The following is a 24600-nucleotide window of genomic DNA, read 5'->3' on the forward strand; positions in this document are numbered from 1 at the left end:
AAATGATTGAGGTAGAGAGAATTTATGAAGAAAGTACGATTAACATCATTACTTGGAATAGCAACCTTGTTTAGTGTTGTGGCGTTAGCTGGGTGTAGTCAGAAATCAGAGGTACCAACTCAACCACAAGAGAATGCGAACCCTATCTGCAGCACTAAAAACCTGACGGGTGGTTGGTCGCAAAGTGAGATCACACCGGAAGCTAAGCAAGCTTTAAATGCAGTTCTTGGCCAAATGAACACTTCAGCTGAGCTCAAACAGATCCTTAGTGTTCGAACTCAGGTTGTCGCGGGTTTGAATTACGCTATTGAGTTTGAAATGGATAATGGTGAAGTGTGGAACACCATCGTTTACCGTTCTCTACAAGGTGACATCGAAATGACGCAACCTGCACAGAAAGGTCTTCTGTGCTCATAGCCTAGATGCGCCAGTGTCTTGTGAGATAGGCTGATAACAAATAAAAATGGCTCCGTGTTGGGAGCCATTTTTGTTTTTAAGAAGACTGATCCACTGAACGATTTTTAATCGGCCAGCTCGGGCTCAGCTAACTCCTGAACACAAGCGCGGCTGATGTCTTCATCAATGTAGGCCATACCAAGTTTATTGAGGTAGTCCATGCGATCGGCAGTGCGAAGCTCGATGTCTGGGCCTGCAATGTTATTGGCTTGATAAATTTCAGTGAGGTGAGACATGAATTGCTCGCCAACACTCATCATCAATAGGCTCATTGCGCCTACGTCCGGTCTTACTTTGGCGCGTTGCTGTTCCGATAGGTTTACCGCTAATACGATAGGCTGCTCTTCACCTTCGAAGCGAACGCCTCGCTCACGAACGGTTTGTTGAGCCCAGTAGTACGCCAGTTCTTTGCTCTGAGTGAGAAACACTGGCTCAACCGATTCGGTGTAGTTGTTGCCGATGGTCGCCATGGTTTTTGAAGCTGCTTCGTTGAGCGCTTTGTCTCCAGAACGTTTTAGGCCTTGGCCTTGAATAGAAGCCAATAAAGCTGAAGATGTGCCGTGATACCAAGTATCACCCGTCGCGAAACCATTCTCTGATAACAGTGTTTTTGCATCTTGTAGGTGTGTAGGTATTGAAGTCATAGGCACTCTCAACAAATAGGAATATGAACAAATATGTATACAGTTAGCTTAAACAGAAGTTGTTCGGTTAACCGTGGTGTGGAACACAAATCTGAGGCTTTGAGATAAAGCTGGCAGTACAAGCTTTATCTCAAAGCCTTCCCCCGGATCTTACCTAAGTAAGAGAGAAGGACGGGGGAGGCTTTAGCGTTAGCGGTTAATCAAATTGATTAGACGTATTCGCTTCACCCGCGGCTTTTAGTGCATTCTCACCCGCGAAGTATTCTTTGTGATCATCACCGATGTCTGAACCAGACATGTTTTGGTGTTTAACACAAGCGATGCCTTGGCGTATCTCTTTGCGCTGAACATTTGCAACATAGCCCAGCATGCCTTGGTCACCGAAGTATTCTTTTGCAAGGTTGTCGGTTGACAGCGCTGCAGTGTGGTAAGTCGGTAGAGTAATCAAGTGATGGAAGATACCCGCTTCACGAGATGCATCCGCTTGGAATGTGCGAATCTTGTCATCAGCTCGTTTAGACAATTCAGTTTCGTCATATTCAGCACTCATTAGGCTAGCACGGTCGTAAGCTGAAACATCTTTACCTTCTGCTACCATCGCATCGTATGCTTGTTGGCGGAAGTTTAGCGTCCAGTTGAATGATGGAGAGTTGTTGTAAACCAGCTTCGCATTAGGGTGAACTTCACGTACGCCGTCCATCATCTCTTTGATTTGACCGATGTGTGGCTTCTCAGTCTCAATCCATAGTAGGTCAGCACCCGCGTTGATTGCTTCAATACAGTCGAATACACAACGGTCTTCACCAGTACCTTGGCGGAATTGGTATAAGCCTGAAGGTAGACGCTTAGGTCGAACTAGCTTGCCGTCACGGTTAAAGCAAACGTCGCCTTCTGCCATATCTGCAACATCGATCTCTTCAACATCTAGGTATGAGTTGTAGATATCACCTTGGTCGCCCGGCTCTTTCACTACTGCGATTTCTTTTGTTAGGCCAGCACCTTGAGAATCGGTACGAGCAACAATAACGCCGTTGTCGATGCCTAGTTCAAGGAAAGCGTAACGAAGTGCGCGAAGTTTTGCGTGGAAGTCAGCGTGTGGAACCGTTACTTTGCCGTCTTGGTGACCACATTGCTTCTCATCGGCAACTTGGTTTTCAATTTGTAGACAACATGCGCCTGCTTCAATCATCTGCTTAGCCATTAGGTAGGTCGCTTCTGCGTTACCAAAACCTGCATCGATATCGGCGATGATTGGCACCACGTGTGTTACGTGATTGTCGATTTTGTCTTGGATAAGGTCTTGTTGGTTAACGTCGCCCGCTTCACGTGCAGCGTCTAGCTCACGGAATAAACCACCCAGTTCACGTGCATCAGCTTGGCGCAGGAATGTGTATAGTTCTTCTACTAGGCCTGCAACCGATGTTTTCTCATGCATAGATTGGTCTGGAAGTGGACCAAAGTCTGAGCGAAGTGCTGCAACCATCCAGCCTGATAGGTATAGGTAGCGTCGGTCTGTCTTGCCATCAAAGTGCTTCTTAATAGAAATCAACTTTTGTTGGCCGATAAAACCATGCCAGCAGCCTAAAGACTGAGTGTATTGAGAACTGTCTTTATCGTAAGCCTCCATATCCGCACGCATGATATCTGCCGTGTATTGCGCGATATCTAGACCTGTTTTGAATTTGTTTTGAGCTCGCATACGAGCAGCAGATTCAGCATTGATTGCATCCCATGGAGCACCTGCAGCGCTTTTTGCAACTTCTATCATTTCGATATCTTGTGTAATTTGCGACATAACTATTCCTTAGTTTCACGTGGGGTATGGTTGCCAAATTGGCTTGGATTAAAACTTTGCTATGGACAAAGAATAACCACTCATGTGATAATTTTGTTAATTTATAGTTATTATATTCGGTATTTTTCTTATGAATATTGCTCGTATAGACCTTAATTTGCTTGTGTATTTAGACATGTTGCTACGTGAAAGAAACGTTACACGAGCAGCAAATCAATTGGGTATTACTCAACCAGCCATGAGTAATGGCCTTCGCCGATTGCGTGATCTGTTTGAAGACCCGCTATTAGTGAGAACAAGTGAAGGGATGATACCGACCGAACGCGCGCACAAGTTGCAGCCACTGATTCGAAACATCTTGGCGAATGTAGAGAAGACACTGCAGCCGACCACAGAGTTTAATGCAGAAGACAGTGAACGCGTGTTTCGTATCATGGCGAGTGACTATGCAGAGTCGACCATTATTCAGCCGCTATTAAAAAAACTGAGCGAGATAGCACCGAAAATACGACTGGATATAATGACGCCAAGTGATGTGAGCTATCAGGATGTAGAGCAAGGTACCGTTGATATAATTATCAACCGATTTGACGATATTCCTCAGTCGTTTCACCAGATGAGCCTTTGGCACGACGGGTTTTCTTGTCTATTTAGTTGTGACAACCCGATAGCCGACAATTTCGATATTTTGTCTTATTTAAAGGCGCAACATATTTGGGTAAGTAAGACTGGTATGGGAACGGGAGTCGGGATAAACCCAAGCGAAGCACAAAAGCTTGGTTGGATAGATGAAGCACTAATGCGCATTGGTAAAACCCGTAACATCACGGTGTTTACGCGACACTACTTGTCGGCGATTCTCTTCGCACAACAGAAGAACCTGATCCTGACTATTCCTACCAAAGCCGCTCAACTGCAGCGCAATAACCCTAGATTGTTGATCAAGCCTGCGCCATTTGCGATTGAACCCTTTGAGGTGAAGATGGCGTGGAGTCCATTGTTACAAACCAATCCAGACCACCAGTGGATGCGTCGTTTGATTAAAAGTGTCGCTAACGAAATCGAGAGTGGAGTAACGGAATAACACAGTTTTTAGGGTATTTTTTATATGAATATCCAATATAACCGGCATAAATTAGCTAAATTCATGTCCGTTAAGTAAGTTTAAGTCAGTAAAGTAAATTTGAGCTAGTCACGAAAATTTATTGAGTAGCCATAAATTAGTTTGAGAGAGATTTTATGAGCAGTCGTATTCAACAGGGAAGCTTGAACATTGATAGCACCCTCTACCAATTACTTAATGAGCAGGTGATTCCTGGAACAGGCATTGTCGCTGAAGACTTTTGGCAATCATTTGCAACCATCCTTGAAGATTTGGCTCCAAAAAATCGCGCATTGCTTATCAAGCGTGAAGATCTTCAACATCAAATTGACGTTTGGCATCAAGAGCGTGCTGGGCAAACGCTCGATCCTGTGGAGTACAAACAGTTCTTACAGCAGATCGGTTATTTGGTTCCTGAAGGCGATGACTTTCAAGTGACGACAGCGAGCGTAGAGCCTGAGATCGCAACACAAGCAGGGCCGCAGCTTGTGGTGCCAATCATGAACGCACGTTTTGCACTTAACGCAGCCAATGCGCGTTGGGGCAGCCTATATGATGCGCTCTACGGAACGGACGTGATCAGTGAAAGTGATGGCGCGGAAAAGGACGGAAGCTTTAACCCAGCCCGTGGCGCTAAAGTAGTGACTTATGCTCGCGAGTTCCTTGATGACGCAGCGCCATTAAACGGTGTCTCTCATAAAGACGTGACCAAATACAGCATCAGTAACGCTAGCATCGGCAATAAGCTCATAGCGACACTCGATAACGGCGAAGAAGTCACTCTCATTGATAGCGACCAGTTCATTGGCTATCAAGGTGACGCAAGTTCCCCTTCGTGCATTCTTCTTAAACACAATAATCTGCACATCGAAATTCAAATTGACCCAAGCGCACCGATTGGTAGCGTTGATGTGGCGGGTATTAAAGATGTGTTGGTCGAAGCTGCCCTAACAACCATTATGGATTGCGAAGACTCGGTTGCTGCAGTTGATGGTGAAGACAAAGCATTGGCTTACCGTAACTGGTTAGGCTTGATGAAAGGTGATCTGCAAGAATCACTAGAGAAAAACGGCAAAACTATTGTTCGTAACCTTAATCCCGATCGCCAATACACCAGCGTGACGGGTGGTGAGATTTCACTAAAAGGCCGCAGCATGTTGTTCATCCGTAATGTCGGTCACTTGATGACTAACCCTGCGATTATTGATGCCGAAGGTAATGAAGTGCCTGAAGGCATTATGGATGGCATGATCACTTCGTTAATTGCGATGCATGATTTAAAAGGCAACAGCGCGTACCAAAACTCGACTGCGAACAGTATCAACATCGTAAAACCTAAGATGCATGGCCCTGAAGAAGTCGCCTTTACTAATGAATTGTTTGGCCGTATTGAAGATGCATTAGGGCTAGATCGATTCACGATAAAAGTCGGCATCATGGACGAAGAGCGTCGTACTTCGGTTAACCTTAAAGAATGTATTCGTGCAGCTAAAGATCGTGTTGTGTTTATCAACACAGGTTTCTTAGACCGAACGGGTGATGAGATTCACACCAGTATGGAAGCGGGGCCTTTTGCTCCTAAAACACAGCTGAAAACCATGACTTGGATTGGCGCATACGAAGATCAAAACGTTGATCTTGGCTTAGCTTGTGGCCTGCAAGGTAAAGCCCAGATTGGTAAAGGTATGTGGCCAGAGCCGGATAATATGGCGAAGATGATGGACGCGAAAATCGGACATCCACAAGCGGGTGCCAATACCGCTTGGGTTCCTTCTCCAACCGCCGCGACTTTGCACGCGCTGCACTATCATAAGGTGAGTGTACCAAGCCGTCAGAAAGAGCTTCGTGAGCGAGTGAGAGCCAATGTCGATGATATTCTTACTATCCCGTTACTGGGCGATCAAAAGCTTACCGCGCAAGATATTCAAAGTGAACTGGATAACAACACCCAAGGTATTTTGGGTTATGTGGTTCGTTGGATTGACCAAGGCGTTGGTTGTTCGAAGGTACCTGATATTAACGATGTAGGGTTAATGGAAGACCGAGCGACGCTGCGTATTTCAAGCCAGCATATTGCGAACTGGTTACGTCACGGCATTTGCGAGGAAGCTCAGGTAATGAAAACCATGAAGCGTATGGCCGCAGTGGTGGATGAGCAAAACGCTGGCGACCCGAGTTACCGTAACATGGCGCCTGATTTTGAAAACAGCATTGCATTTTCAGCGGCGTGTCAGTTGGTATTCGAAGGCTGTGCTCAGCCGAGCGGTTACACCGAGCCAGTGCTGCACGCGATGCGTCTAAAACTGAAAGCACAGGAATAGCGAAGCAACCGAATAACAAAAATAGAGAATGTAAAATACTAAAAAAAGCCCCCCCCCTTTAACCGAGCCCAAGGTGCCGCGCTTTTATAGCGCGGCTTTTTTTTGATTCATTTTTGTGAAGGGAAAGGTGGAAAGTGGGTCAGGTTAGTGATCACTAAGACTTAATTATTTCCGAGCCCTAATCACTGCCAGAACTTAGTTACTACCAACCTTATTTTCCGCCAAAGCAAAGATACTTAATGTCCATGTACTCATCGATGCCTTCTTTCGCACCTTCACGGCCAATACCTGATTGTTTCACGCCACCGAAAGGCGCGACTTCGGTTGAGATCAGGCCATCATTAATACCCACCATACCGTACTCAAGTGCCTCTGCGATGTTCCATACTCGATGAATGTTCTGACTGTAGAAGTACGACGCTAATCCATAAATGGTATCGTTGGCCATCTCGATAAGCTCTTCGTCCGTGTCGAATTTCATCACAGGCGCGACTGGGCCAAATATCTCTTGTTGAACGATGTCCATGCTGTGTTTTACATCTTTAAGAACAACAGGCTGAATGAAAAGCCCATTAAGCTCCTGAGTTGGCGTTACAGGCGCAGCACCTTGTTCAATCGCTCGGTTTATCAAAGCTTGGATGTTGTTCTTCGCATTCAGGCTGACAACAGGTCCAATCGTGACACCCTCATCTAAACCGTTACCAATCTTAAGCTGCTGAACCGCTTGATCGAATTTAGCCACAAACTCATCGTACACTTTACTGTGAACGTAGAATCGGTTCGCACAGACACATGTTTGACCTGCATTACGGAACTTCGACGCCATTGCGCCTTGAACGGCCGCGTCGATGTCAGCATCGTCAAACACAATAAAAGGTGCATTGCCACCAAGCTCCATAGAGGTGCGTTTGATGCCTTTTGCAGCTTGAGCCATCAAAATGCTGCCCACACGGGTCGACCCAGTGAAAGAGATTTTTTTGATCAACGGATGCGAAGTGAATAGGTTGCCCACTTGTTCAGGGCTTTCACCAAGAACGACTTGAAGTAGATCCTTAGGGATACCCGCTTGATAAGCCAGTTCAACCACAGCAAACGCAGAAAGCGGTGTCTCATCCGAAGGTTTCACGACAAAGCTACAACCCGCAGCTAAGGCAGGAGCCGCTTTACGAGTGATCATTGCAATCGGGAAGTTCCATGGCGTAATCGCACATGCGACACCAATAGGCTGCTTGATGGTCACCAAGCGTTTGCCAGCGACTGTGCTAGGAATGGAATCCCCATAAGTGCGCTTTGCTTCTTCTGCAAACCACTCAATGAAGCTCGCGCCATACACCACTTCGCCTGTCGCTTCGGCTAACGGCTTACCCTGTTCCATTGTCATGATTCGAGCAAGGTCATCTTTGTTTTCAAGGATCAGCTGGTGCCAACGATGAAGCAGTGCAGCACGAGATTTAGCAGGAATTTTTGCCCACTCTTTCTGTGCTAAATGAGCTCGTTCAATCGCGCTCGCTAACTCTGTTTTTGATGATACCGGTGCGTGCCCGATGAGTTCACCCGTTGCTGGGTTTGTGACTGCAACTGCGTTGTTCGCTTCTGTCACCATAAAAGAGAGTAAGTGCTGGTTATCAATGTTTAGCATCGTGATTCCTTTGTCGTGATTACTTTAGACGTGTTGCTGATGTGCGGGTTGGCGAGTGTTCAGATCACTTCGACCAAATGTTGATTAGTCGCAGATTGTCGTTGTTAATTCGATAGTTTTGAAGACCTTGTTTGCGCAAGCATTGTTTACCAAATCATGTCTATCAAAGTAGGTTTTTCGAAATCCATGATCAGCTAAGTCATGGACTTCGAAATTCTCTAAGAAAGTGTTTACTGCTGACTCCAATTATCAGCTTCGATTTTCGCCAGCGCTTTTGCTGCTTTTTGAAGTGCGGGCAAGAATTTTATTGCTTCATCCGGTTTCACTCGAATCACAGGCGCTTGTATCGCTAGGCCTAGGTTTGATTGACCTGTTGGTGATGGGATCAGCACTGCGATACAGACTAAGCCTGGTAAAAACTCTTCGTCATCAATAGCAAAACCTTGGATTTTCGCTTCTTCAATGTCTTTCTCTAGAGTCGAATAGTCGGTAATCGTGTTTACTGTGTATTGAGTCAGCGGCACATTTTCAATTAATCGTCTGCGCTGCGACTTAGACATATGAGCTAAAAACAGTTTTCCAGTAGCCGAGCAGTGCACGGGAACGCGAGAGCCGGGGTGCAGGTGAAAGCGAAGGGGGGCTTCAGTTTCGGCACGATCGAGATAGATGATTTCGCCACTTGAAAGAGCGGTCAGGTTACAACTCTCACCGACTTCTGCTCTCAGGTTCTCAAGGATAGTGCGTCGCGCGCTGTGCATGGTGCTATTCAAAAGTAGGTTTTCGGCAAGTTTTCTGAGTCGAATACCTGAGCTGTAGTGCTTTTCGTCGCCATCTCTTTGAATGATGCCCGCCGCTTCTAACTGTTGAAGCATTCGGTGCAGCGTGGGTTTTGGCAATCCGGTCTCTTCGACTAAACCTTGCAGAGAAATAAACTCGTCTTTTTGCGCTATCACCTCTAATAGTGCAAAAAGTCGGAGGGTCGGTGTATCCCCTTGAACTTGCGGTGTTTCTGTTTGCATACAGTGATTCATCCTTGCGATATGTCTATGCCTAAGAGTGTACATACTAAATCATTATTCTTCAATTATCTGAATAAAATTTGACCTTTTTTGTTATTCCAATAATATAAACATAAATTATGGAACAAATAATCTCAATAAATGGAATTTAAAGATGAAGGCGATTGAACGGATTATTGATAAAGCTCATTTAGATCGTAAGCGCGTTGTTTTGAGTGAAGCGGAGGACCCGCGAGTGCTAGCTGCTGCAAGAATAGCAATCGACAAACAGCTCGCTCACATCACACTTGTGGGCGATGAATCGGCGATCATCGCTGCTGCAGAACTTCACCACATTAACCTCGCTGGCATTCATATTGTTTCTCCACAGGCGTCGTCACTCAAAGAAGTGCTCGCTGAGCGGCTGTATACATTAAGAAAAGCTAAAGGCATGACTTATGATGACGCCCTAGAGCTGGTTCAAGATCCACTTGTTTTTGCCAATTTGATGGTAAGGGAAGGACTGGTAGACGGCACAGTTAATGGCGCTGTTTATACCACGTCTGATGTGGTGCGAGCTGCGCTGCAGATTATCGGCCCTGCACCGGACAGCGAATTGGTGTCAAGTTTCTTCTTGATGATGCTGTGTGAGCCTTTCCATAATCTTAAAGGCGGTATGATTTTCAGCGATTGTGGTTTGGTGATTAACCCCACTGAAACCGAGCTGGCATCGATTGCCGTGGCCGCATCAAACAGTGCTCAAACGCTACTGATGGAAGAGCCTAAAGTCGCGATGCTGTCGTTTTCGACCAACGGGAGTGCCAAACACGAATCGGTCGATAAGGTTCGTAATGCTGCTCAACTCGTGAAACAACGTTGTCCCGGAATCGCCGTCGATCAGGACGTTCAACTCGATGCGGCGATTGTCACTGAAATAGCGGCGAAAAAGTTGCCTGATTCAGAGGTCAAAGGTCAATCTAACGTGTTGATATTTCCTAACTTAGAAGCCGGTAATATCGGTTATAAGCTTGCGGAAAGGCTAGGTGGGGCTGTTGCGATTGGCCCGTTGCTGCAAGGGCTGAATCAACCAGCGAATGACTTGTCCAGAGGCTGTAGTGCCGAAGATATCTTTAATGTCATTGCCGTTACCGCGGTACAAGCGCAGCAAGGGAAAGCATCTGACTCTAAGGCTGACTCTGAAGCTGATGTTGAAGAAAGAGAAGAGTCGGAGTTTGAATTCCGGTATTAACACTCGTTGCTTAAACTAATGCGGAATCTTGCACTCATATTTACCCCCAAATAACCTAATTAGGATAGCTAATGGAGTTACCTGTTTTACTCGCCATTCTTGCCACCATTGCGGTAGGTACTTATTTCCAAACTGTCACTGGATTTGGTCTCGGTATCATTGTGATTGGGCTAACGGTCAGCCTTAATTTGGTATCCCTACCCGTTATAGCCGCTGTGGTCAGTATTGTGACCTTGTTCAATTGCTTGGTGGCGTTGATGGGTAAGCCACTGCTTGGGGAACTCAAGATTCTGGTGGTGTTAGTCATCGGTATTATTCCCGGCGTATCGATGGGCGTGTACTTGCTGGACGCGTTGAGCGAGTCGGCAACCCAAATCCTACGAGGGCTATTGGGTGCCATGGTGTTGTTCGCTGGTTTGAGCTTTATGTTTAAACCTAAAACTAGAACGGTCCGTTCGACAACCGTATCTTTCCTTGTCTCAGGATTTAGCTCTGGGTTAGCGGGGGGATTATTTGGGATGGCAGGTCCACCGATTGTTTATCATCTCTATCGGCAACCTTTTTCGCTCGATCTGGTGCGAAGCACACTGCTGATGGTTTTCGCTTGTACGTCGATGTCCCGTACGGTCAATGTCTATGCGGCGGGCGACATGGAACAGAGCATATTGTGGTTATCCGCTATTGCTGTTCCTCTGGTGGCGCTTGTCACAATGTTTGCTCGGCGTTTCCCATCGCCGTTGTCTAATGATCAACTCAGAAAGCTGGTGTTTACGGTGTTAATGCTGATAGGCGGATATTTGATGGCTGTCTCTGCATGGTCGTTGTTTGGCTCCTCGTAAAACCATTCTCGACAAAGGAGGCTAGTGATTCGCTAGCCTAAGCTTCCCTGTTTAAACACGCTTTAGCATCTCAAATATGCTCCTAGATAGCCCAAACAAGCAGCTCTCTTGTACATCTAAGGTGATGTTGCTGCGATAGTACGGGCTTAAATCGACGCCCATTCCCACGCCATGAATCTCAATACCGTTTTTGGTCGACTCGCGCTCAATCACCTGTTTGAGGTGGTTATCTAAATAGAACTGATCGTTGGCGGTACTGGTAGCGGTATCCATCGGGCAGCCGTCTGAGAACACAATCAAAACCTTTCGCTGGGCGGTGTGCTGCTGCAATCGATGACTCGCGAACTGAACCGCTTCGCCATCAATCCCTTCTTTAAAGATGTCGGCTTTACGAAGACTCGCAATGCCAAGTCGAGAACGTCTCCAATGGGTATCAAAATCCTTAAACACGATGTGCCGAACTTCGTTTAAGCGGCCCGGGTGCTTTGGTTGGCCTTGTTTAAGCCACTGCCGATAGACCTTGCCACCGTTCCAGTTATTGGTCGTAAAGCCAATAATCTCGAAAGGGATGTTGGCCAGTCCAACGGATTTGAGAATTGTATCAATCAGTAGGCTTAGCTTGTGACTGTGCTTTTGCATTGAGCCAGAGCAGTCCATCAAAAATGTGGTGGCACATTGATGAGATGTACCGATGTCAGGTTGATAAAAGACAGTGCTATCCAATGGCGATGTGACGAGCTTGGTGATGGTGGTGGCGTTAACAATGCCTTCTTCTAAATGGTCCTGACGTCGGTTCCTCTGTGGTGTGGCAACAAAGCTAGTAAGCATAGCGGCTAAACGGCGAGTGTTGACTTGTCTCGCCATGATGTCATCGGTTAGCTTTTGTCTCAGTTCGAGTAATAGGGTACGCCTGACGAGTTTGTCTGCGGCGATGACTTGATCAAATTCTGAATTAAAGACCTGATAATTGGCGCCCGACAACTCGAATACCTTGCTACTGCCTGTGATGTCGGTATTGACGTCTTGATCTTGAATGTCACCATCAACAATCAAGGCAAGCTGTGCAAGGATCTTGATGTCTTCTTCAACGGTTGGTGTGGGTGAGTTATTACTCTCTTGTTCTTGGTTGATGAGTTCTTGCGCTAAAGAGGCCAGTTCATTGGCGCAGTGAGCAAACTGTTGTTGGTCGGCTCGATGTGCCTTCAAGCGCTTCAGGCTGCTTCCGAATATAGGTACGATGCCCGCACGAGTTGATTCAACGGTTTCAGCAATCGGCTCAGAAACTGGAACACCGGTTAAGCGGGTGTGGATAACCTGCATCAATGTGAACAGCAGCATGCCAATTCGTGATTCAGTAAAGCCATTTTGATGGTACTGATCGCTCCAATACGCAAAGTTGAACTGAATGCTCTTAGTCACACCTTTTAGGTAAGACGGGACTTGTGATTCTATTCGTATTTGTTCGCAGAAATCATATAACAGACGTTCGACTTCGTTTTTTGGTCGTAATGAATAGTGAAGATCAGTATCTGACAACAATAGTCTCAGTGCCGATGAATCGATCTTGCCTTGCATTGAGAGCTTGCTGTTTGTTAAATCATGGCGAGAAACAAAGGTGAGATCGTTGGTGTGTGCAGACTGATAATAGCAGGGGCTATTACCGTTATAGAGACGCTCTCCCCGATAATTCAGGTTCAATTCACCACTGATCGCTCTAGCGACAGACACACCAAGGTCGAGGATCTTTTTCTGCTGAGAAGAAACATTGGCCATGGTTTACGACTCCGACTGCGCATAACTCTGAGTAGGCGTTTCTAGGGCCTCACCAAAGCAGCGGAAGTAATATTCGCTTACCAACTCTTTCTCTTCATCTTCACAACGGTTTAGGAATGAAAGCCTAAATGCCGTGGCTACGTTATCGAATATTCGGATATTTTCGGCCCATGTGATCACGGTTCTCGGAGACATTACCGTCGACAGATCGCCTGCTCTAAAACCATTTCGTGTTAACCCAGCAGTTGCGATCATTTTCTCAACTAACTGCTGACCGATTTCACTGTTCATCTCTGGGCGCTTGGATAACACGATCTTAGTTTCATGTTGTGGATCTAAATAGTTAAGCGTGGCGATGATGTTCCATCGGTCAAGTTGGCTATGGTTAAGCACCTGAGTACCGGAATACAAACCCGAGAAATTACCCAAACCAAGTGTGTTACAGGTAGCAAATAGGCGGAAAGAAGGGTGAGGCGTGATCACTCGGTTTTGCTCTAAAGAGGTGTATTTGCCGTCTTGCTCTAAGAGTTGTTGAATCACAAACATTACATCAGGTCGTCCTGCATCGTATTCGTCTAATACCAGAGCTATGGGTTGCTGGATACTCTGTGGAAGAATGCCTTCTTTAAATTCTGTCACCTGCATTCCATCTTTAATGGCGATGCTGTCCTTTCCTATGAAATCCAATCGGCTTAAGTGCCCGTCTAGGTTGATCCTCAAACACGGCCAGTTCAATCTCGCGGCGATTTGTTCAATGTGAGATGACTTGCCCGTTCCGTGTGTGCCTTGAATCAGCGTGCGACGATTGGAGGTGAACCCTGCCAATATAGCCAGCGTCACTTCGGGGTCAAAACAGTAATTAGGATCGACTCTCGGCACATATTCACCCGGATGTTCAAATGACATCACCGTTAGGTTACTGTCGATGCCAAAGCGCTCTCTCACGCTTACCGGCTGCGTTGGTACCAATTCCGCCTCTTTCATCATATTTCCCTCTATATAGCTCATCACTTGTCGCTACTATCGCGATATGTCATCGATTATTAACAGCTCCAGTTAAGTTAACGACACTTTTTGTACGAAAAACTACCAATAATGCGATCCAGTTTTATTAATTAGAATGAATTGTTCCAATTTAATATAAAAAGTTGACGTGCAAAAATTCTACTACTAAGGTGAAAATGAATTCGAAAAAGAGACAATTCATTCCGAAAAATGAAATTTTGGTTAACTCAAGGAGAATGGAAGAATGAGCGAGCAAGAAAAACGTACGGTTGTTTCCGGCACAGTAACAATGACACCATCAGAAGCGTTCGTTGAAACTATGGTTGCTAATGATGTTACCGATATGTTCGGCATCATGGGGTCGGCATTTATGGACGCAATGGATATCTTTGCTCCTGCTGGCATTCGATTGGTCCCAGTAGTACACGAGCAAGGCGCTGCCCATATGGCAGATGGTTACTCTCGTGTATCTGGTCGCCATGGCGTGGTTATCGGGCAAAATGGCCCAGGTATCAGTAACTGTGTAACAGCAATTGCAGCTGCGTTCTGGGCACATAGCCCGGTCGTAATTGTGACGCCAGAGACAGGCACTAAAACAATGGGCTTAGGTGGTTTCCAAGAATGTAACCAGCTTCCAATGTTCCAAGAGTTTACTAAGTATCAAGGACACGTAACGCACCCAGATCGTATGGCGGAATACACAGGACGATGCTTCGACCGTGCGATGAGCGAAATGGGTCCAACTCAGCTAAATATTCCTCGTGACTACTTCTACGGTGAAACTCAAACCGAGATCCCTCAACCAGCGCGTTTAGACCGAGGTCCTGGTGGTGAGAAATCTCTGAATGAAGCAGCAGACTTGATAGCTGAAGCGAAATTCCCAGTCATCATTTCCGGTGGCGGCGTGGTCATGGCTGATGCAGTTCAAGAGTGTGCGGCATTAGCAGAACGACTAGGTGCACCTGTAGTGAACAGCTACCTACACAATGACTCTTTCCCTGCTAGTCATCCATTATGGTGTGGTCCTCTAGGCTACCAAGGTTCGAAAGCAGCAATGAAATTGATGGCTCAAGCGGATGTGGTTATCGCTTTGGGTACACGTCTTGGTCCATTTGGTACCTTGCCTCAACATGGCATGGACTACTGGCCGAAGAACGCGAAAATCATTCAGATTGATGCAGACAACAAGATGCTTGGCCTCGTGAAGAAGATCTCTGTTGGTATCTGTGGCGATGCAAAAGCAGCGGCAGTGGCATTAGCTGAAAGACTAGAAGGTCGCGCACTGTTATGTGATGACAATAAAGGCGCTCGTCAAGACACGGTCGCAACAGAGAAAGCACTTTGGGAAAAAGAGCTTGATGAGTGGGCACACGAACGTGACTCGTTCAGCTTGGATATGATTGAAGAAAACTCACACGAGACTCCGTTCTCTGGTGGTGAATACCTTCACCCGCGCCAAGTATTGCGTGAGCTAGAAAAAGCGATGCCAGAAGACGTAATGGTCTCAACCGATATCGGTAACATCAACTCGGTGGCAAACAGCTACTTACGCTTTGAAAAACCACGTAGTTTCTTTGCGGCAATGAGTTTTGGTAACTGTGGTTACGCGTTCCCGACCATCATTGGCGCGAAAGCAGCAGCACCTCATCGCCCAGCTATCTCTTATGCAGGCGACGGTGCGTGGGGCATGAGCCTGATGGAAACCATGACATGTGTTCGTCATAACATTCCAGTGACAGCCGTGGTATTCCACAACCGTCAATGGGGTGCAGAGAAGAAGAACCAAGTCGACTTCTACAACCGACGCTTTGTTGCCGGTGAGCTAGATAACCAAAGCTTTGCTGAAATCGCACGAGCAATGGGCGCTGAAGGTATCACGGTTGATAAGCTAGAAGATGTAGGTCCAACCTTGCAAAAAGCCATCGACATGCAGATGAACGAAGGCAAAACAACCATCATTGAAATCATGTGTACTCAGGAGTTGGGCGACCCGTTCCGCCGAGATGCACTATCAACACCGGTTCGTTTCCTAGATAAATACAAAGATTACGTATAAGTCGTAGGAAGTTTGTCCGGCCACGGTATTTTCGAGAGTGTTAGAGAAAGTGCAATCGAGAATGTGGTCGGGCAATATTAACGGGTATTGGCAATGTACTTAAGTGAATACCGGCAACCCGTATTTCAATAATCCTTAGTCAAACGTTAGAACATGAATTAAATGGCTGTTGTACATATAAGTGGTTTTAGTTATATAAACTTTGTCGTTCCTTATTAATCGACCCTTAGCTAATTGCTCCTTAGTTAATGGTTTTATAACTGTTAGTTATTGATGAGGATATATGACCATTGATAAAGACATATACCTATTGTCATTTTTAAAATCATTCGTAACGATACTGATTAACCATGATAGTTAATTTTTAATTGTAATAAATTTAAATTAAGTGACCTATTACATGCATGCTGTGAACAATAAACGTTATATAAGCTCACTCGAAGAGCTGTATAAAATAATTAATTCATTAATGAATGAATGCAGTGACCAACGTGGTTTGATGTATAACGTGTGTGATTATGAAAATAATAATCTAATGCCAAGTTTAGGCCGTTCCAATCGTAAGAACATACGCCGTGTCGAACAAGAGCTTCTCTCGACCGTGAGAGTTTACGGTGGTCACTCGCTGAGTTCTAACGACATAAATGACTGGTTATTGATGTGTTTAGCCAAAAAGCAGGGCTTTCCCACCCGTTTACTGGAATGGACCGATAACCTGTTAAATGCGCTTTGGTCGGTGTGTCACAGCCAAAGTAAAGACTGCATAAACATAATTAAAGCTATTGATTATCAGCGGGTTAGTGTTTTTAGCTCGCCGTGTAATATCAACAAAACTCAGATATTTAATGTGGCGGATTGCGATCAGCAAGAGCCGCGCAAGGACAAGTGGTATTCCATTCACCCATTTAAGGAAGGTGGCAATGATGCCATTCAGCCTCTGTACGATGAGAAAGAATATTCAAACGGTCTAGTGTCCGTTCATATTCTTCCATCAGTAAAAGTAAACCTGATAAAGGAGTTAATATCCATGAACGTTTTAAATGAACCGACTGATTATATCGAAGAGAAGCTAACCGATATAAAAAATGAAGCCCATATAGATAACAATCAAGTTATTAATAAAGGTGAGGGGAATATTGAATTACAAGTGAATACCCATAACCGTAAACTTGAGCAGTATGGCCGAAAGTACCATCAAGATTTTGACTTCGACTAAAGTCTAATATGTCTAATTATTTTATTTAGACCTCGTATAAATCTAGTGAGTGACTGTGTAAATAAAATTAGAACACTAATTAATTTATAAAAAGATGAAATCTGTGAGCTTAAAGATTGTTTATAAAGTAACTCGAAGTTAGAGTGATGAACCTTGTTATCAAGTTGTTAAATTTTCACAGATCTAGTTTAAACACTCTAATAAAAAAGTGGCGCAAAGCTACTGAAATCTAAACCAATAACGAAAACATAAAGGATTCTGGAATATGAATATGCAAACCAATGCAACGACATTCGTGCTGGAAAACCAAGTCGACACCGCCTTTTTACAGTCTTTTAGTGATGCGTGGAATAACCATGATATTGAAGCGCTAATGTCGTTTATGACCGAAGACTGTGTCTTCCACACCGTGGCAGGAGAAGGCGAACTTGGAAACACTATCGAAGGGTACGAAGCCGTTCGCAATAGCTTTGAATTGGTTTGGCAGAACTTTCCAGATGCAGCTTGGATCGACCCTGTCCACTTTGTGTGTGGTGACCGCGCGGTAAGTGAATCAACGTTCTCTGCGACTAACCCTGATGGCACTGTCATCGAAGCTCGTATGGTTGATGTGTTTACCCTGAAAGATGGAAAAATCAGCGTAAAAATCTAAGTCCTGACGATAAACCGATTCTCACTGAGATGTTAAATCTAGCCAAAGAAAATGGTCGTGGCGTTTACACCTATCGATGGTTAAATCCGCTGTCGAGCAAAGTGGAAACTAAGCACACTTACTATCGAGTTATCGACAATAAGCTAGTAGGGGTCGGTTATTACACAAATTCAAACAAGACGTAAAAATGAATATTCTATGATCATAAGTCTATTTAAATTAATGGCTTACGACTCTTTTTACCCCTAAAAATAGGAGTGTGTAAAAAAGCAATTTAGTAAAATTCACACTGTGAAATTTTTGTTGTGAAATTGTGAAAAAAATACAAGTAGTATGAAAAACATGGAAACCACACAGTAAAGAACAATTTTGAAAAGGGTCTATTGGGATGTTTGACCTAAATGAAATTTAAAGCCGTACGAGGGATAGACTATGAATATGCTGACACTAGACAAAACAGAACTTCACAGAAACCATTCAACATTTATTGCTGAAGCTGTCTTTGCCGTCGAAATGGTGAAAGCAGACAAGCAACTCGAAAAACAGAAAATGGCGAAACAGTTGCTTGATACTTTATTTCCTCTTGAGGCGGGTTCACACGAAGACGCGGTGAGCTACGAGATTGATTACCGACATGTTCAGGTTTACTTCAAAAACGGTGAGCACACCGGCCTAAAACGCGCTAAACACTTTGTAGCTTACACAGGTGATAAATCTAAGCCTTCAGCAATCCTATTCCGTGATGAAAGCGGTACGCACGTTGAAGTGACAATCGGCGCTCGTAAAGGCACAGGCCGTCTGGAGTTGGTTGATATTCAAGATATCCAATTAGAGACGTGCACTACGTTTGGTCAAACTGAGGCCAGCCGTTCTTCTGGCATCCGTCACTGGGTGAGCCTAGTGAAGGGCGATGAAAGCGGCCGCCCGAATGCATCAAGTGAAGACAAAGAGTTCACTGCGAAAAATGGTGAAGACTATAACCTAGGTTTTTGCTTCGCAATCTAACGAACTGTCTTTGAAATGTGCAGTGCTGATCTGTGAGACGCAGCGCTGACATTTGAGCACTGATTTCTCTTTTACCTTTGGTAACTTTCCCCGCCCCTATAGCGGGGCTTTTTTATTAGAGCTATAAGTAAATTGGGTGATTATTAAAATTATCTGCAAAAAGTTTGGATGTGACGTTACAGTGTGTGATTTTGATTTAAGTTGTTGTATTTAAATAATTTTGTTCTTTTGTTTTATTCTGTTTTTATTAGGTTAACTATCATTGTCAACGGTGGTTTGGGCGACTATTGAGCGAAATCTCAGTCAAAATGCTTTGAGCTGTGCTATAATACGCGCCTTGGGATTGAGCCAGTAAGTCCATTTATCACTAACTATTGTGATTTTTATTGCCTTTTATTTAGGCGATGCGGCGAGCCAATCAAGTAGTAGTTGGATATGGAGAGCGTCCTTATATTCGTTGAATCGGATATGCGAACATCATAATTTATGAGTTTTAAATCAAAAAAGTACAGTATTGATTCTACTGACTATCAAGTTGGTCAAGACAACGTCAGTAAATGGGGCATGGATGTCCATAACACAGTTTTCGTAGCCTCAGTTGGCTTATCTCTTCTCTTCATCATCACTCTTCTTGCTCTTCCTCCTGCAGATGCTAAAGCTGCAATTGATTCTATTAAGGGTGCTGTTCTATCAAAGTTTGACTTCCTGTTTATGTGGGGAGCTAACATCATGCTAGCGTTTGCTGTTGTTCTTGCTTTTTCACCGTTGGGTAAAATCCGTTTAGGTGGCGAAGACGCGACGGCGGACTATTCAATGTCATCTTGGATTGCGATGTTATTCGCAGCAGGTATGGGTATTGGACTTATCTTCTGGGGTGTTGCAGAGCCAACTGCGTTCTTCACTAACTGGTTCGGAACGCCATTAGACGCAGAACCTTTCACAGCCGCTGGTCGTGAACTGGCGCTAGGCGCAACCGTATTCCACTGGGGTTTTCATGCATGGGCTATCTATGGCATGACGGCGCTTTGTCTGGCGTACTTTGTTTATAACAAAGGCTTACCGCTATCAATGCGTTCTGTGTTTTACCCAATTCTGGGTGAGCGTGTGTGGGGCAAAACTGGTGATGTAATCGATGTACTAACCGTACTGGTTACTCTGTTTGGCCTTGCGACTTCATTGGGCTTAGGTGGTACACAAGCAGCAAGTGGTATTAGCCACGTGTTCGGCTTGGAAAACAACATCTTCCTTCAGCAATCTATCATCGTTCTGATCATGGGCTTGGCGATCATCTCTGTACTACGTGGTATGGACGGTGGTGTTAAGTTCCTAAGTAACCTGAACATGGTTATTGCATTCATATTCCTTGGTCTTATCGCTGTATTGAACTTCACAACTGTGCTTGATTCAATGGCAACGGCGGCAACGGGCTATGTGAAAAATATCGTAGCTTTGAGCCAAAGTGCGGGTCGTGAAGACACAACATGGCTGCATGGTTGGACTGTGTTCTACTGGGCATGGTGGGTAGCGTATGCACCTTTCTTCGGTATGTTCGTAGCGCGTATTTCTAAAGGCCGTACGGTTCGTGAATTCCTACTTTGCGTATTGATTATCCCAACATTGGTAACGTCGGCTTGGATGTCGATCTTCGGTGGCGTAGCTATCGAGCAAGTAATTAACCATGTGGGGCAACTTGGCCTCGACCAAGGCATTACAGACGTATCTCTAAGCTTGTTTTACATGCTAGATGCTTACTCGTTCGGTAGCATTCTGTCTGTTCTCGCAGTCGCGCTGATCATCGTGTTCTTCGTTACAACGTTGGACTCAGGCTCTATCGTTATCGATGGCATGACAGCGGGTGGTAAACTAGAAGTGCCAGTGAAACAGAAAGTGGTTTGGGCGGTTATCTCAGGCGCTATCGCAATGGTAATGCTGTGGATTGGTGGTACTCAATCAATCCAAGCTCTGCAATCTATTACGATTATTGCAGCACTGCCGTTTACGATCATTCTTTTGATTGGTTGTGTGAGCTTGTTGAAAGGCCTACTGACAGAAGTCGGTAAAGGGCAAGAAACCGTAACTCAAACTACAAAATAAATCGTGAATTAAGTAAGTCGCTAGATAGAGATTTACTTTACTCAGCATGATTCAAAGCTCTCTTGTACTTGGTGCAAGAGAGTTTTTTATGCCTAGGAAGAAATCAGAGACCAGATAAAAAAGAGCCACAAGTGAATCATCACTTGTGGCTCTTTTCGTTCTTAGTTCTAGGTGCTCGGTTCTAGTTATTAGCGGGTATGAGCTTATGCGTTCAATTCGTGCTGAATAACGTAATCCAAAGCACCAACAACAGCAGCAACTTGAGCATCATTACACTCTTCGTCTGTTACTTTGTCACTGTCTGGGTAAACCTCTGTGGTTGTACCGTACTTACAGTCAGTCACGCCGCCACATAAGCCAAGCTTCTTCATTGGGTAGTTGATCACGCCGTGTTGAGTGACGTCTGAACCAATGATCTTGCCTTCGTCATCCGCAGGCGCAATGTGGGTTACTTTTTCAACTGAAGCGATGACAGCAGCTTGGAATTCAGGTTGTGGGTTTTCAGTATCGCCAACAGTGTAGAAACCGTCTGGGATCATACCTTCGATGTACTCAATGCCATCACGAGCTGCGAGTGCAGGTCGGAATTCAGTTTCATCAGAGTCAGTCGTCTCATGCAGGTCAACGTGAACCAATACTTCTGGCAGAGACGCTACTAGAGCTCGTAGGTTTGCTGATTCTTCTGCTGGCGTACCGTCGTAGAAAGAGCGGTTTGGATCAACAGCATTTGGATTCCAGCGGTTGATCACTTCGTAGCCCCAAGGGCTCACACAAGGTGCGACAACAATGTTGAAGTGCGCCGTGTATTTTTCTGCTTGAGTCGCAGCGAATTTGATCGCGCCATGCACGCCACTGGTTTCGTAACCGTGAACACCACCTGTTACCAGAATCGTCGGCTTTGACTCGTCCCAGTTTTTGCTCTTGATAGCGAAGAGTGGGAAGCGAGCTTCGTCGTAGCTCAGTGCGCCGTATTGTTCGATGTCAAAGCGGTCTGCAAGTGCTTTAATCTTTGGTACAACTTCTTGCTGGTATTCACGCTTAACCGTTCGTTGAGCTAACCATGCTTCACGTTCTGCTTGTTGCCATTTTTGCCCTGGCTTACCAATCGGGTAGGTAGATTCACTTTTCATCAATACTTTTTCTTTTATGTTCGTGAAAGATTAAGACAGATTATTCCTGTCTAACAGAGACAGCAATAGAAAACACAACTTGTGACTTTATTTTTTACAGACTCATAACTTTGATGAGTGAATTGATGGTGTTACATTTTATTGATGGTTCAATTCTTTATAAAGAGACAACAAAATGGCTGGAGCAAGTTTACTAACACTGTTAGATGACATTGCAACCGTGTTGGATGATGTCGCATTGATGTCTAAGGTAGCCGCTAAAAAAACCGCAGGCGTATTAGGTGACGATTTAGCCCTTAACGCCCAGCAGGTATCCGGTGTTTCTGCTGAAAGAGAAATCCCAGTGGTATGGGCGGTCGCCAAAGGCTCATTTAAAAACAAGCTGATTTTGGTTCCGGCAGCACTATTGATCAGTGCATTCATTCCTTGGTTGATCATGCCACTACTGGTGATTGGTGGTCTGTTTCTTTGTTTTGAAGGGGCAGAGAAAATCTTAGAAAAGCTTTTTCCTCATGCTCATCAACACGAAGAGAAAGATGAGGAAAGCAGCTCGGGTGAATCTTTTGAAGAGTATGAGAAGAGAAAGGTAGCAGGCGCGATTCGGACTGACTTTATCTTATCTGCGGAAATCATTGTAATTGCGCTGGGTACCGTAACGGGTACAAGTATCGTGACTCAGATTCTTGTGGTGAGTTTGATAGCGGTTGTGATGACGATTGGTGTTTATGGCTTAGTGGCAGGGATCGTTAAGCTGGATGATTTAGGTTTCTATCTCCAACGCACATCAAATGGGAGTGCCATTAAAACCCGATTGGGTAATGGGTTAGTCGCATTTGCACCAAAGCTAATGAAGATGCTTGCGGTTGTCGGCACGGCTGCGATGTTCTTGGTTGGCGGCGGTATTGTGGTACACAACGTTCCAGCAATTCATCACTTAATTGAACCGATTATTATGGACTTCAGTGGACATACGATTGCGACTGCGGTGGTACCAACGCTATTAAATGGTGTGATTGGGGTTTTATCTGGATTGATTGTCGTTGCTATTTGGACAGCTATCGGAAAAATTCGCGGTAAGTAATCGTTAAATTACTGCTGGGAATAAGACAGTCTTTCATCGAAACAAAAAAGGGTCACCATAATTACTATGGTGACCCTTTTCGCTAAATGGAGGGTGTTTATTTAACAGCCCAAGTGCTTATTTTACAGACCAAGCAATCGCCTCGCCGCCACGGATTGGCACAACAATGTCTGAACCGAAAGGCATTGTCTCAGATACATTCCACTCTTCTTTTACTAGAGTGATGGTGTCTGTGTTACGTGGGATACCGTAGAAGTCAGGGCCATTGTGGCTCGCGAAACCTTCTAGGTTCTCAAGCTTACCTTCTAGCTCGAATACTTCTGTGTACAGCTCTACTGCAGCGTGCGCAGTGTAAGAACCCGCACAACCACATGCTGATTCTTTAGCGCCTTTCGCGTGTGGTGCTGAGTCTGTACCCAAGAAGAACTTCTTGCTGCCGCTTGTTGCCGCTTCGATAAGCGCTAATTGGTGAGTGTTACGTTTAAGGATTGGTAAGCAGTAGAAGTGTGGCTTAATGCCGCCAACCAACATGTGGTTGCGGTTGTAAAGCAGGTGGTGAGCGGTGATAGTCGCAGCAACGTTGTCGTTCGCGTTCTTCACGAAAGTCGCAGCATCTGCAGTTGTGATGTGCTCTAGAACAATCTTCAGGTTAGGGAAGTCGTTCACAATCGGTGCAAGTACTGTGTCCAGGAACTGCTTCTCACGGTCAAAGATATCAACATCGTGAGTCGTTACTTCACCGTGTACCAAAAGTAGCATGCCAACTTCCTGCATTGCTTCTAGTACGTGGTAGATGTTCTTAGCAGAAGTTACGCCTGAATCAGAGTTTGTTGTTGCGCCAGCAGGGTATAGCTTCGCTGCTACAACAGCGCCAGATTCTTTCGCTTTACGAATTTCATCAGGTGTTGTGTTGTCTGTTAGGTAAAGTGCCATCAGAGGCTGGAATTGCTCGCTTGGCTGCTCTGCCATGATGCGCTCACGGTAAGCTAAGGCCATTTCGGTATCGGTTACCGGTGGGATGGTGTTTGGCATGATTAACGCTCGACCATTGTAGCGGCTGATATCGCGCACTGTATCTTTTAATACTTCGCCATCGCGTAGATGAACGTGCCAGTCGTCAGGACGAGTAATCGTAAGTTGTGTCATTGAAGGCTCCCACCATTTGAAGTGTTATGTAGTTGGAGCCTAAACTCGGCGAAATCTGTGAAAGCAATCGCTTACGTTTAGGCGACAGGATGATAGTGGAAAAGCACTTTCATTTCATCCTATTTTTAACTCTTCAGGGCTAGGAGCTTGTTTTTATGCCGTTTTAATTCAGTATTTATTTTTGGATACGGGTTAGCGAGTCGCCACCCAGAGTCCATGGATCATCCCTGGCACCCAGAAGAAGAAAGTCAGGATGATGTTAATCAATAGGTCTTTACCTGCGCCACGAGCGAAGAACACGCCAACAGGCGGAAGTAGTACACATAAGATGATAATGACGAGTTTGTTCATGATAAATCCTTTTTATTCAATGAAAGTTCAATGCGATAACCGTGTTCA

At 45.1% G+C, this 24600-nt stretch carries 20 protein-coding genes and 1 pseudogene; 12 read left to right on the forward strand and 9 right to left on the reverse strand.

Going from position 1 to position 24600, the window contains the following annotated elements:
• The first annotated feature begins 24 nt into the window (after positions 1-24).
• Positions 25-417 (forward strand): cystatin domain-containing protein, encoded by a 393-nt coding sequence (locus AB6D58_RS05750; RefSeq protein ID WP_048614685.1) that lies wholly within the window; start codon positions 25-27, stop codon positions 415-417.
• Positions 418-521: 104 nt separating this feature from the next.
• On the opposite strand, the gene AB6D58_RS05755 is transcribed toward AB6D58_RS05750, so the two are convergent.
• Together AB6D58_RS05755 and AB6D58_RS05760 are read right to left on the reverse strand one after the other, a co-directional pair.
• Entirely contained in the window at positions 522-1100 is a 579-nt protein-coding gene (locus tag AB6D58_RS05755) for a hypothetical protein (protein WP_372156697.1), read from the reverse strand.
• Between the two features lie 196 nt (positions 1101-1296).
• Positions 1297-2895 (reverse strand): isocitrate lyase, encoded by a 1599-nt coding sequence (locus AB6D58_RS05760; protein ID WP_017059981.1) that lies wholly within the window; start codon positions 2893-2895, stop codon positions 1297-1299.
• Between the two features lie 130 nt (positions 2896-3025).
• Here AB6D58_RS05760 and AB6D58_RS05765 point away from each other — a divergent pair, with 130 nt between their 5' ends.
• Both AB6D58_RS05765 and AB6D58_RS05770 read left to right on the forward strand, forming a co-directional pair.
• Positions 3026-3979: a LysR family transcriptional regulator gene (locus tag AB6D58_RS05765; protein WP_009845781.1), complete on the forward strand. Its 954-nt coding sequence runs from the start codon at positions 3026-3028 to the stop codon at positions 3977-3979.
• Positions 3980-4134: 155 nt separating this feature from the next.
• Positions 4135-6318, forward strand: coding sequence for a malate synthase G (locus AB6D58_RS05770; protein WP_372156699.1), 2184 nt, complete (start codon positions 4135-4137; stop codon positions 6316-6318).
• 211 nt (positions 6319-6529) lie between these two features.
• Here AB6D58_RS05770 and AB6D58_RS05775 read toward each other — a convergent pair whose 3' ends face one another.
• Both AB6D58_RS05775 and AB6D58_RS05780 read right to left on the reverse strand, forming a co-directional pair.
• On the reverse strand, positions 6530-7957 hold the full coding sequence (locus tag AB6D58_RS05775; protein ID WP_372156701.1) for an NAD-dependent succinate-semialdehyde dehydrogenase: 1428 nt from the start codon (positions 7955-7957) through the stop codon (positions 6530-6532).
• Positions 7958-8187: 230 nt separating this feature from the next.
• A complete protein-coding gene (locus tag AB6D58_RS05780; RefSeq protein ID WP_017065657.1) occupies positions 8188-8976 on the reverse strand; it encodes an IclR family transcriptional regulator in 789 nt (262 codons plus the stop codon).
• 154 nt (positions 8977-9130) lie between these two features.
• On the opposite strand from AB6D58_RS05780, the gene pta reads away from it, so the two are divergent.
• Positions 9131-10204: a phosphate acetyltransferase gene (pta, locus tag AB6D58_RS05785; RefSeq protein ID WP_102332700.1), complete on the forward strand. Its 1074-nt coding sequence runs from the start codon at positions 9131-9133 to the stop codon at positions 10202-10204.
• 71 nt (positions 10205-10275) lie between these two features.
• A complete protein-coding gene (locus AB6D58_RS05790; RefSeq protein WP_372103889.1) occupies positions 10276-11043 on the forward strand; it encodes a TSUP family transporter in 768 nt (255 codons plus the stop codon).
• Positions 11044-11094: 51 nt separating this feature from the next.
• On the opposite strand, the gene AB6D58_RS05795 is transcribed toward AB6D58_RS05790, so the two are convergent.
• Both AB6D58_RS05795 and AB6D58_RS05800 read right to left on the reverse strand, forming a co-directional pair.
• Complete coding sequence (locus tag AB6D58_RS05795) at positions 11095-12816, reverse strand: cobaltochelatase CobT-related protein (protein ID WP_372156703.1); 1722 nt, start codon at positions 12814-12816, stop codon at positions 11095-11097.
• 3 nt (positions 12817-12819) lie between these two features.
• Positions 12820-13803 (reverse strand): AAA family ATPase, encoded by a 984-nt coding sequence (locus tag AB6D58_RS05800; protein ID WP_170962451.1) that lies wholly within the window; start codon positions 13801-13803, stop codon positions 12820-12822.
• Positions 13804-14065: 262 nt separating this feature from the next.
• On the opposite strand from AB6D58_RS05800, the gene xsc reads away from it, so the two are divergent.
• The 6 genes and pseudogenes from xsc to AB6D58_RS05830 all read left to right on the forward strand — a co-directional run bounded on the left by xsc (position 14066) and on the right by AB6D58_RS05830 (position 20844).
• On the forward strand, positions 14066-15877 hold the full coding sequence (xsc, locus tag AB6D58_RS05805) for a sulfoacetaldehyde acetyltransferase (protein WP_372156705.1): 1812 nt from the start codon (positions 14066-14068) through the stop codon (positions 15875-15877).
• 400 nt (positions 15878-16277) lie between these two features.
• Positions 16278-17093 carry an FRG domain-containing protein gene (locus tag AB6D58_RS05810; RefSeq protein ID WP_372102746.1) on the forward strand — a complete coding sequence of 272 codons (816 nt, stop codon included), beginning with the start codon at positions 16278-16280 and terminating at the stop codon, positions 17091-17093.
• A 265-nt stretch (positions 17094-17358) separates the two neighbouring features.
• Entirely contained in the window at positions 17359-17745 is a 387-nt protein-coding gene (locus AB6D58_RS05815; protein ID WP_017070683.1) for a nuclear transport factor 2 family protein, read from the forward strand.
• Positions 17739-17930: pseudogene (locus AB6D58_RS05820) on the forward strand (hypothetical protein); the annotation flags it as partial. The gene AB6D58_RS05815 and the pseudogene AB6D58_RS05820, both read left to right, overlap by 7 nt.
• A gap of 247 nt (positions 17931-18177) precedes the next feature.
• Entirely contained in the window at positions 18178-18750 is a 573-nt protein-coding gene (locus AB6D58_RS05825) for a malate synthase (protein WP_017070684.1), read from the forward strand.
• 486 nt (positions 18751-19236) lie between these two features.
• Positions 19237-20844 carry a BCCT family transporter gene (locus AB6D58_RS05830; RefSeq protein WP_136980001.1) on the forward strand — a complete coding sequence of 536 codons (1608 nt, stop codon included), beginning with the start codon at positions 19237-19239 and terminating at the stop codon, positions 20842-20844.
• Between the two features lie 203 nt (positions 20845-21047).
• Here AB6D58_RS05830 and AB6D58_RS05835 read toward each other — a convergent pair whose 3' ends face one another.
• On the reverse strand, positions 21048-21974 hold the full coding sequence (locus AB6D58_RS05835; RefSeq protein ID WP_017064294.1) for a M14 family metallocarboxypeptidase: 927 nt from the start codon (positions 21972-21974) through the stop codon (positions 21048-21050).
• 175 nt (positions 21975-22149) lie between these two features.
• Here AB6D58_RS05835 and AB6D58_RS05840 point away from each other — a divergent pair, with 175 nt between their 5' ends.
• Positions 22150-23055 (forward strand): DUF808 domain-containing protein, encoded by a 906-nt coding sequence (locus tag AB6D58_RS05840; protein WP_136978877.1) that lies wholly within the window; start codon positions 22150-22152, stop codon positions 23053-23055.
• A 117-nt stretch (positions 23056-23172) separates the two neighbouring features.
• Here the strand turns inward: AB6D58_RS05840 and pyrC are convergent, their stop codons facing one another.
• Complete coding sequence (gene pyrC / locus AB6D58_RS05845) at positions 23173-24201, reverse strand: dihydroorotase (protein WP_017070686.1); 1029 nt, start codon at positions 24199-24201, stop codon at positions 23173-23175.
• Between the two features lie 192 nt (positions 24202-24393).
• Positions 24394-24552 (reverse strand): YqaE/Pmp3 family membrane protein, encoded by a 159-nt coding sequence (locus tag AB6D58_RS05850; protein WP_004731890.1) that lies wholly within the window; start codon positions 24550-24552, stop codon positions 24394-24396.
• Positions 24553-24600: the final 48 nt, after the last annotated feature.

Origin of the sequence: Vibrio sp. 10N.239.312.D08 (assembly GCF_041466145.1) — a bacterium.
Taxonomy (GTDB): domain Bacteria; phylum Pseudomonadota; class Gammaproteobacteria; order Enterobacterales; family Vibrionaceae; genus Vibrio; species Vibrio crassostreae_C.

Bases quoted from the DNA above. Each gene is read 5' to 3' on its own strand.
- AB6D58_RS05750 (WP_048614685.1), top strand. From the start codon at position 25: ATGAAGAAAGTACGATTAACATCATTACTTGGAATAGCAACCTTGTTT.
- AB6D58_RS05755 (WP_372156697.1), bottom strand. From the start codon at position 1,100: ATGACTTCAATACCTACACACCTACAAGATGCAAAAACACTGTTATCA.
- AB6D58_RS05760 (WP_017059981.1), bottom strand. From the start codon at position 2,895: ATGTCGCAAATTACACAAGATATCGAAATGATAGAAGTTGCAAAAAGC.
- AB6D58_RS05765 (WP_009845781.1), top strand. From the start codon at position 3,026: ATGAATATTGCTCGTATAGACCTTAATTTGCTTGTGTATTTAGACATG.
- AB6D58_RS05770 (WP_372156699.1), top strand. From the start codon at position 4,135: ATGAGCAGTCGTATTCAACAGGGAAGCTTGAACATTGATAGCACCCTC.
- AB6D58_RS05775 (WP_372156701.1), bottom strand. From the start codon at position 7,957: ATGCTAAACATTGATAACCAGCACTTACTCTCTTTTATGGTGACAGAA.
- AB6D58_RS05780 (WP_017065657.1), bottom strand. From the start codon at position 8,976: ATGCAAACAGAAACACCGCAAGTTCAAGGGGATACACCGACCCTCCGA.
- pta (WP_102332700.1), top strand. From the start codon at position 9,131: ATGAAGGCGATTGAACGGATTATTGATAAAGCTCATTTAGATCGTAAG.
- AB6D58_RS05790 (WP_372103889.1), top strand. From the start codon at position 10,276: ATGGAGTTACCTGTTTTACTCGCCATTCTTGCCACCATTGCGGTAGGT.
- AB6D58_RS05795 (WP_372156703.1), bottom strand. From the start codon at position 12,816: ATGGCCAATGTTTCTTCTCAGCAGAAAAAGATCCTCGACCTTGGTGTG.
- AB6D58_RS05800 (WP_170962451.1), bottom strand. From the start codon at position 13,803: ATGATGAAAGAGGCGGAATTGGTACCAACGCAGCCGGTAAGCGTGAGA.
- xsc (WP_372156705.1), top strand. From the start codon at position 14,066: ATGAGCGAGCAAGAAAAACGTACGGTTGTTTCCGGCACAGTAACAATG.
- AB6D58_RS05810 (WP_372102746.1), top strand. From the start codon at position 16,278: ATGCATGCTGTGAACAATAAACGTTATATAAGCTCACTCGAAGAGCTG.
- AB6D58_RS05815 (WP_017070683.1), top strand. From the start codon at position 17,359: ATGAATATGCAAACCAATGCAACGACATTCGTGCTGGAAAACCAAGTC.
- AB6D58_RS05825 (WP_017070684.1), top strand. From the start codon at position 18,178: ATGAATATGCTGACACTAGACAAAACAGAACTTCACAGAAACCATTCA.
- AB6D58_RS05830 (WP_136980001.1), top strand. From the start codon at position 19,237: ATGAGTTTTAAATCAAAAAAGTACAGTATTGATTCTACTGACTATCAA.
- AB6D58_RS05835 (WP_017064294.1), bottom strand. From the start codon at position 21,974: ATGAAAAGTGAATCTACCTACCCGATTGGTAAGCCAGGGCAAAAATGG.
- AB6D58_RS05840 (WP_136978877.1), top strand. From the start codon at position 22,150: ATGGCTGGAGCAAGTTTACTAACACTGTTAGATGACATTGCAACCGTG.
- pyrC (WP_017070686.1), bottom strand. From the start codon at position 24,201: ATGACACAACTTACGATTACTCGTCCTGACGACTGGCACGTTCATCTA.
- AB6D58_RS05850 (WP_004731890.1), bottom strand. From the start codon at position 24,552: ATGAACAAACTCGTCATTATCATCTTATGTGTACTACTTCCGCCTGTT.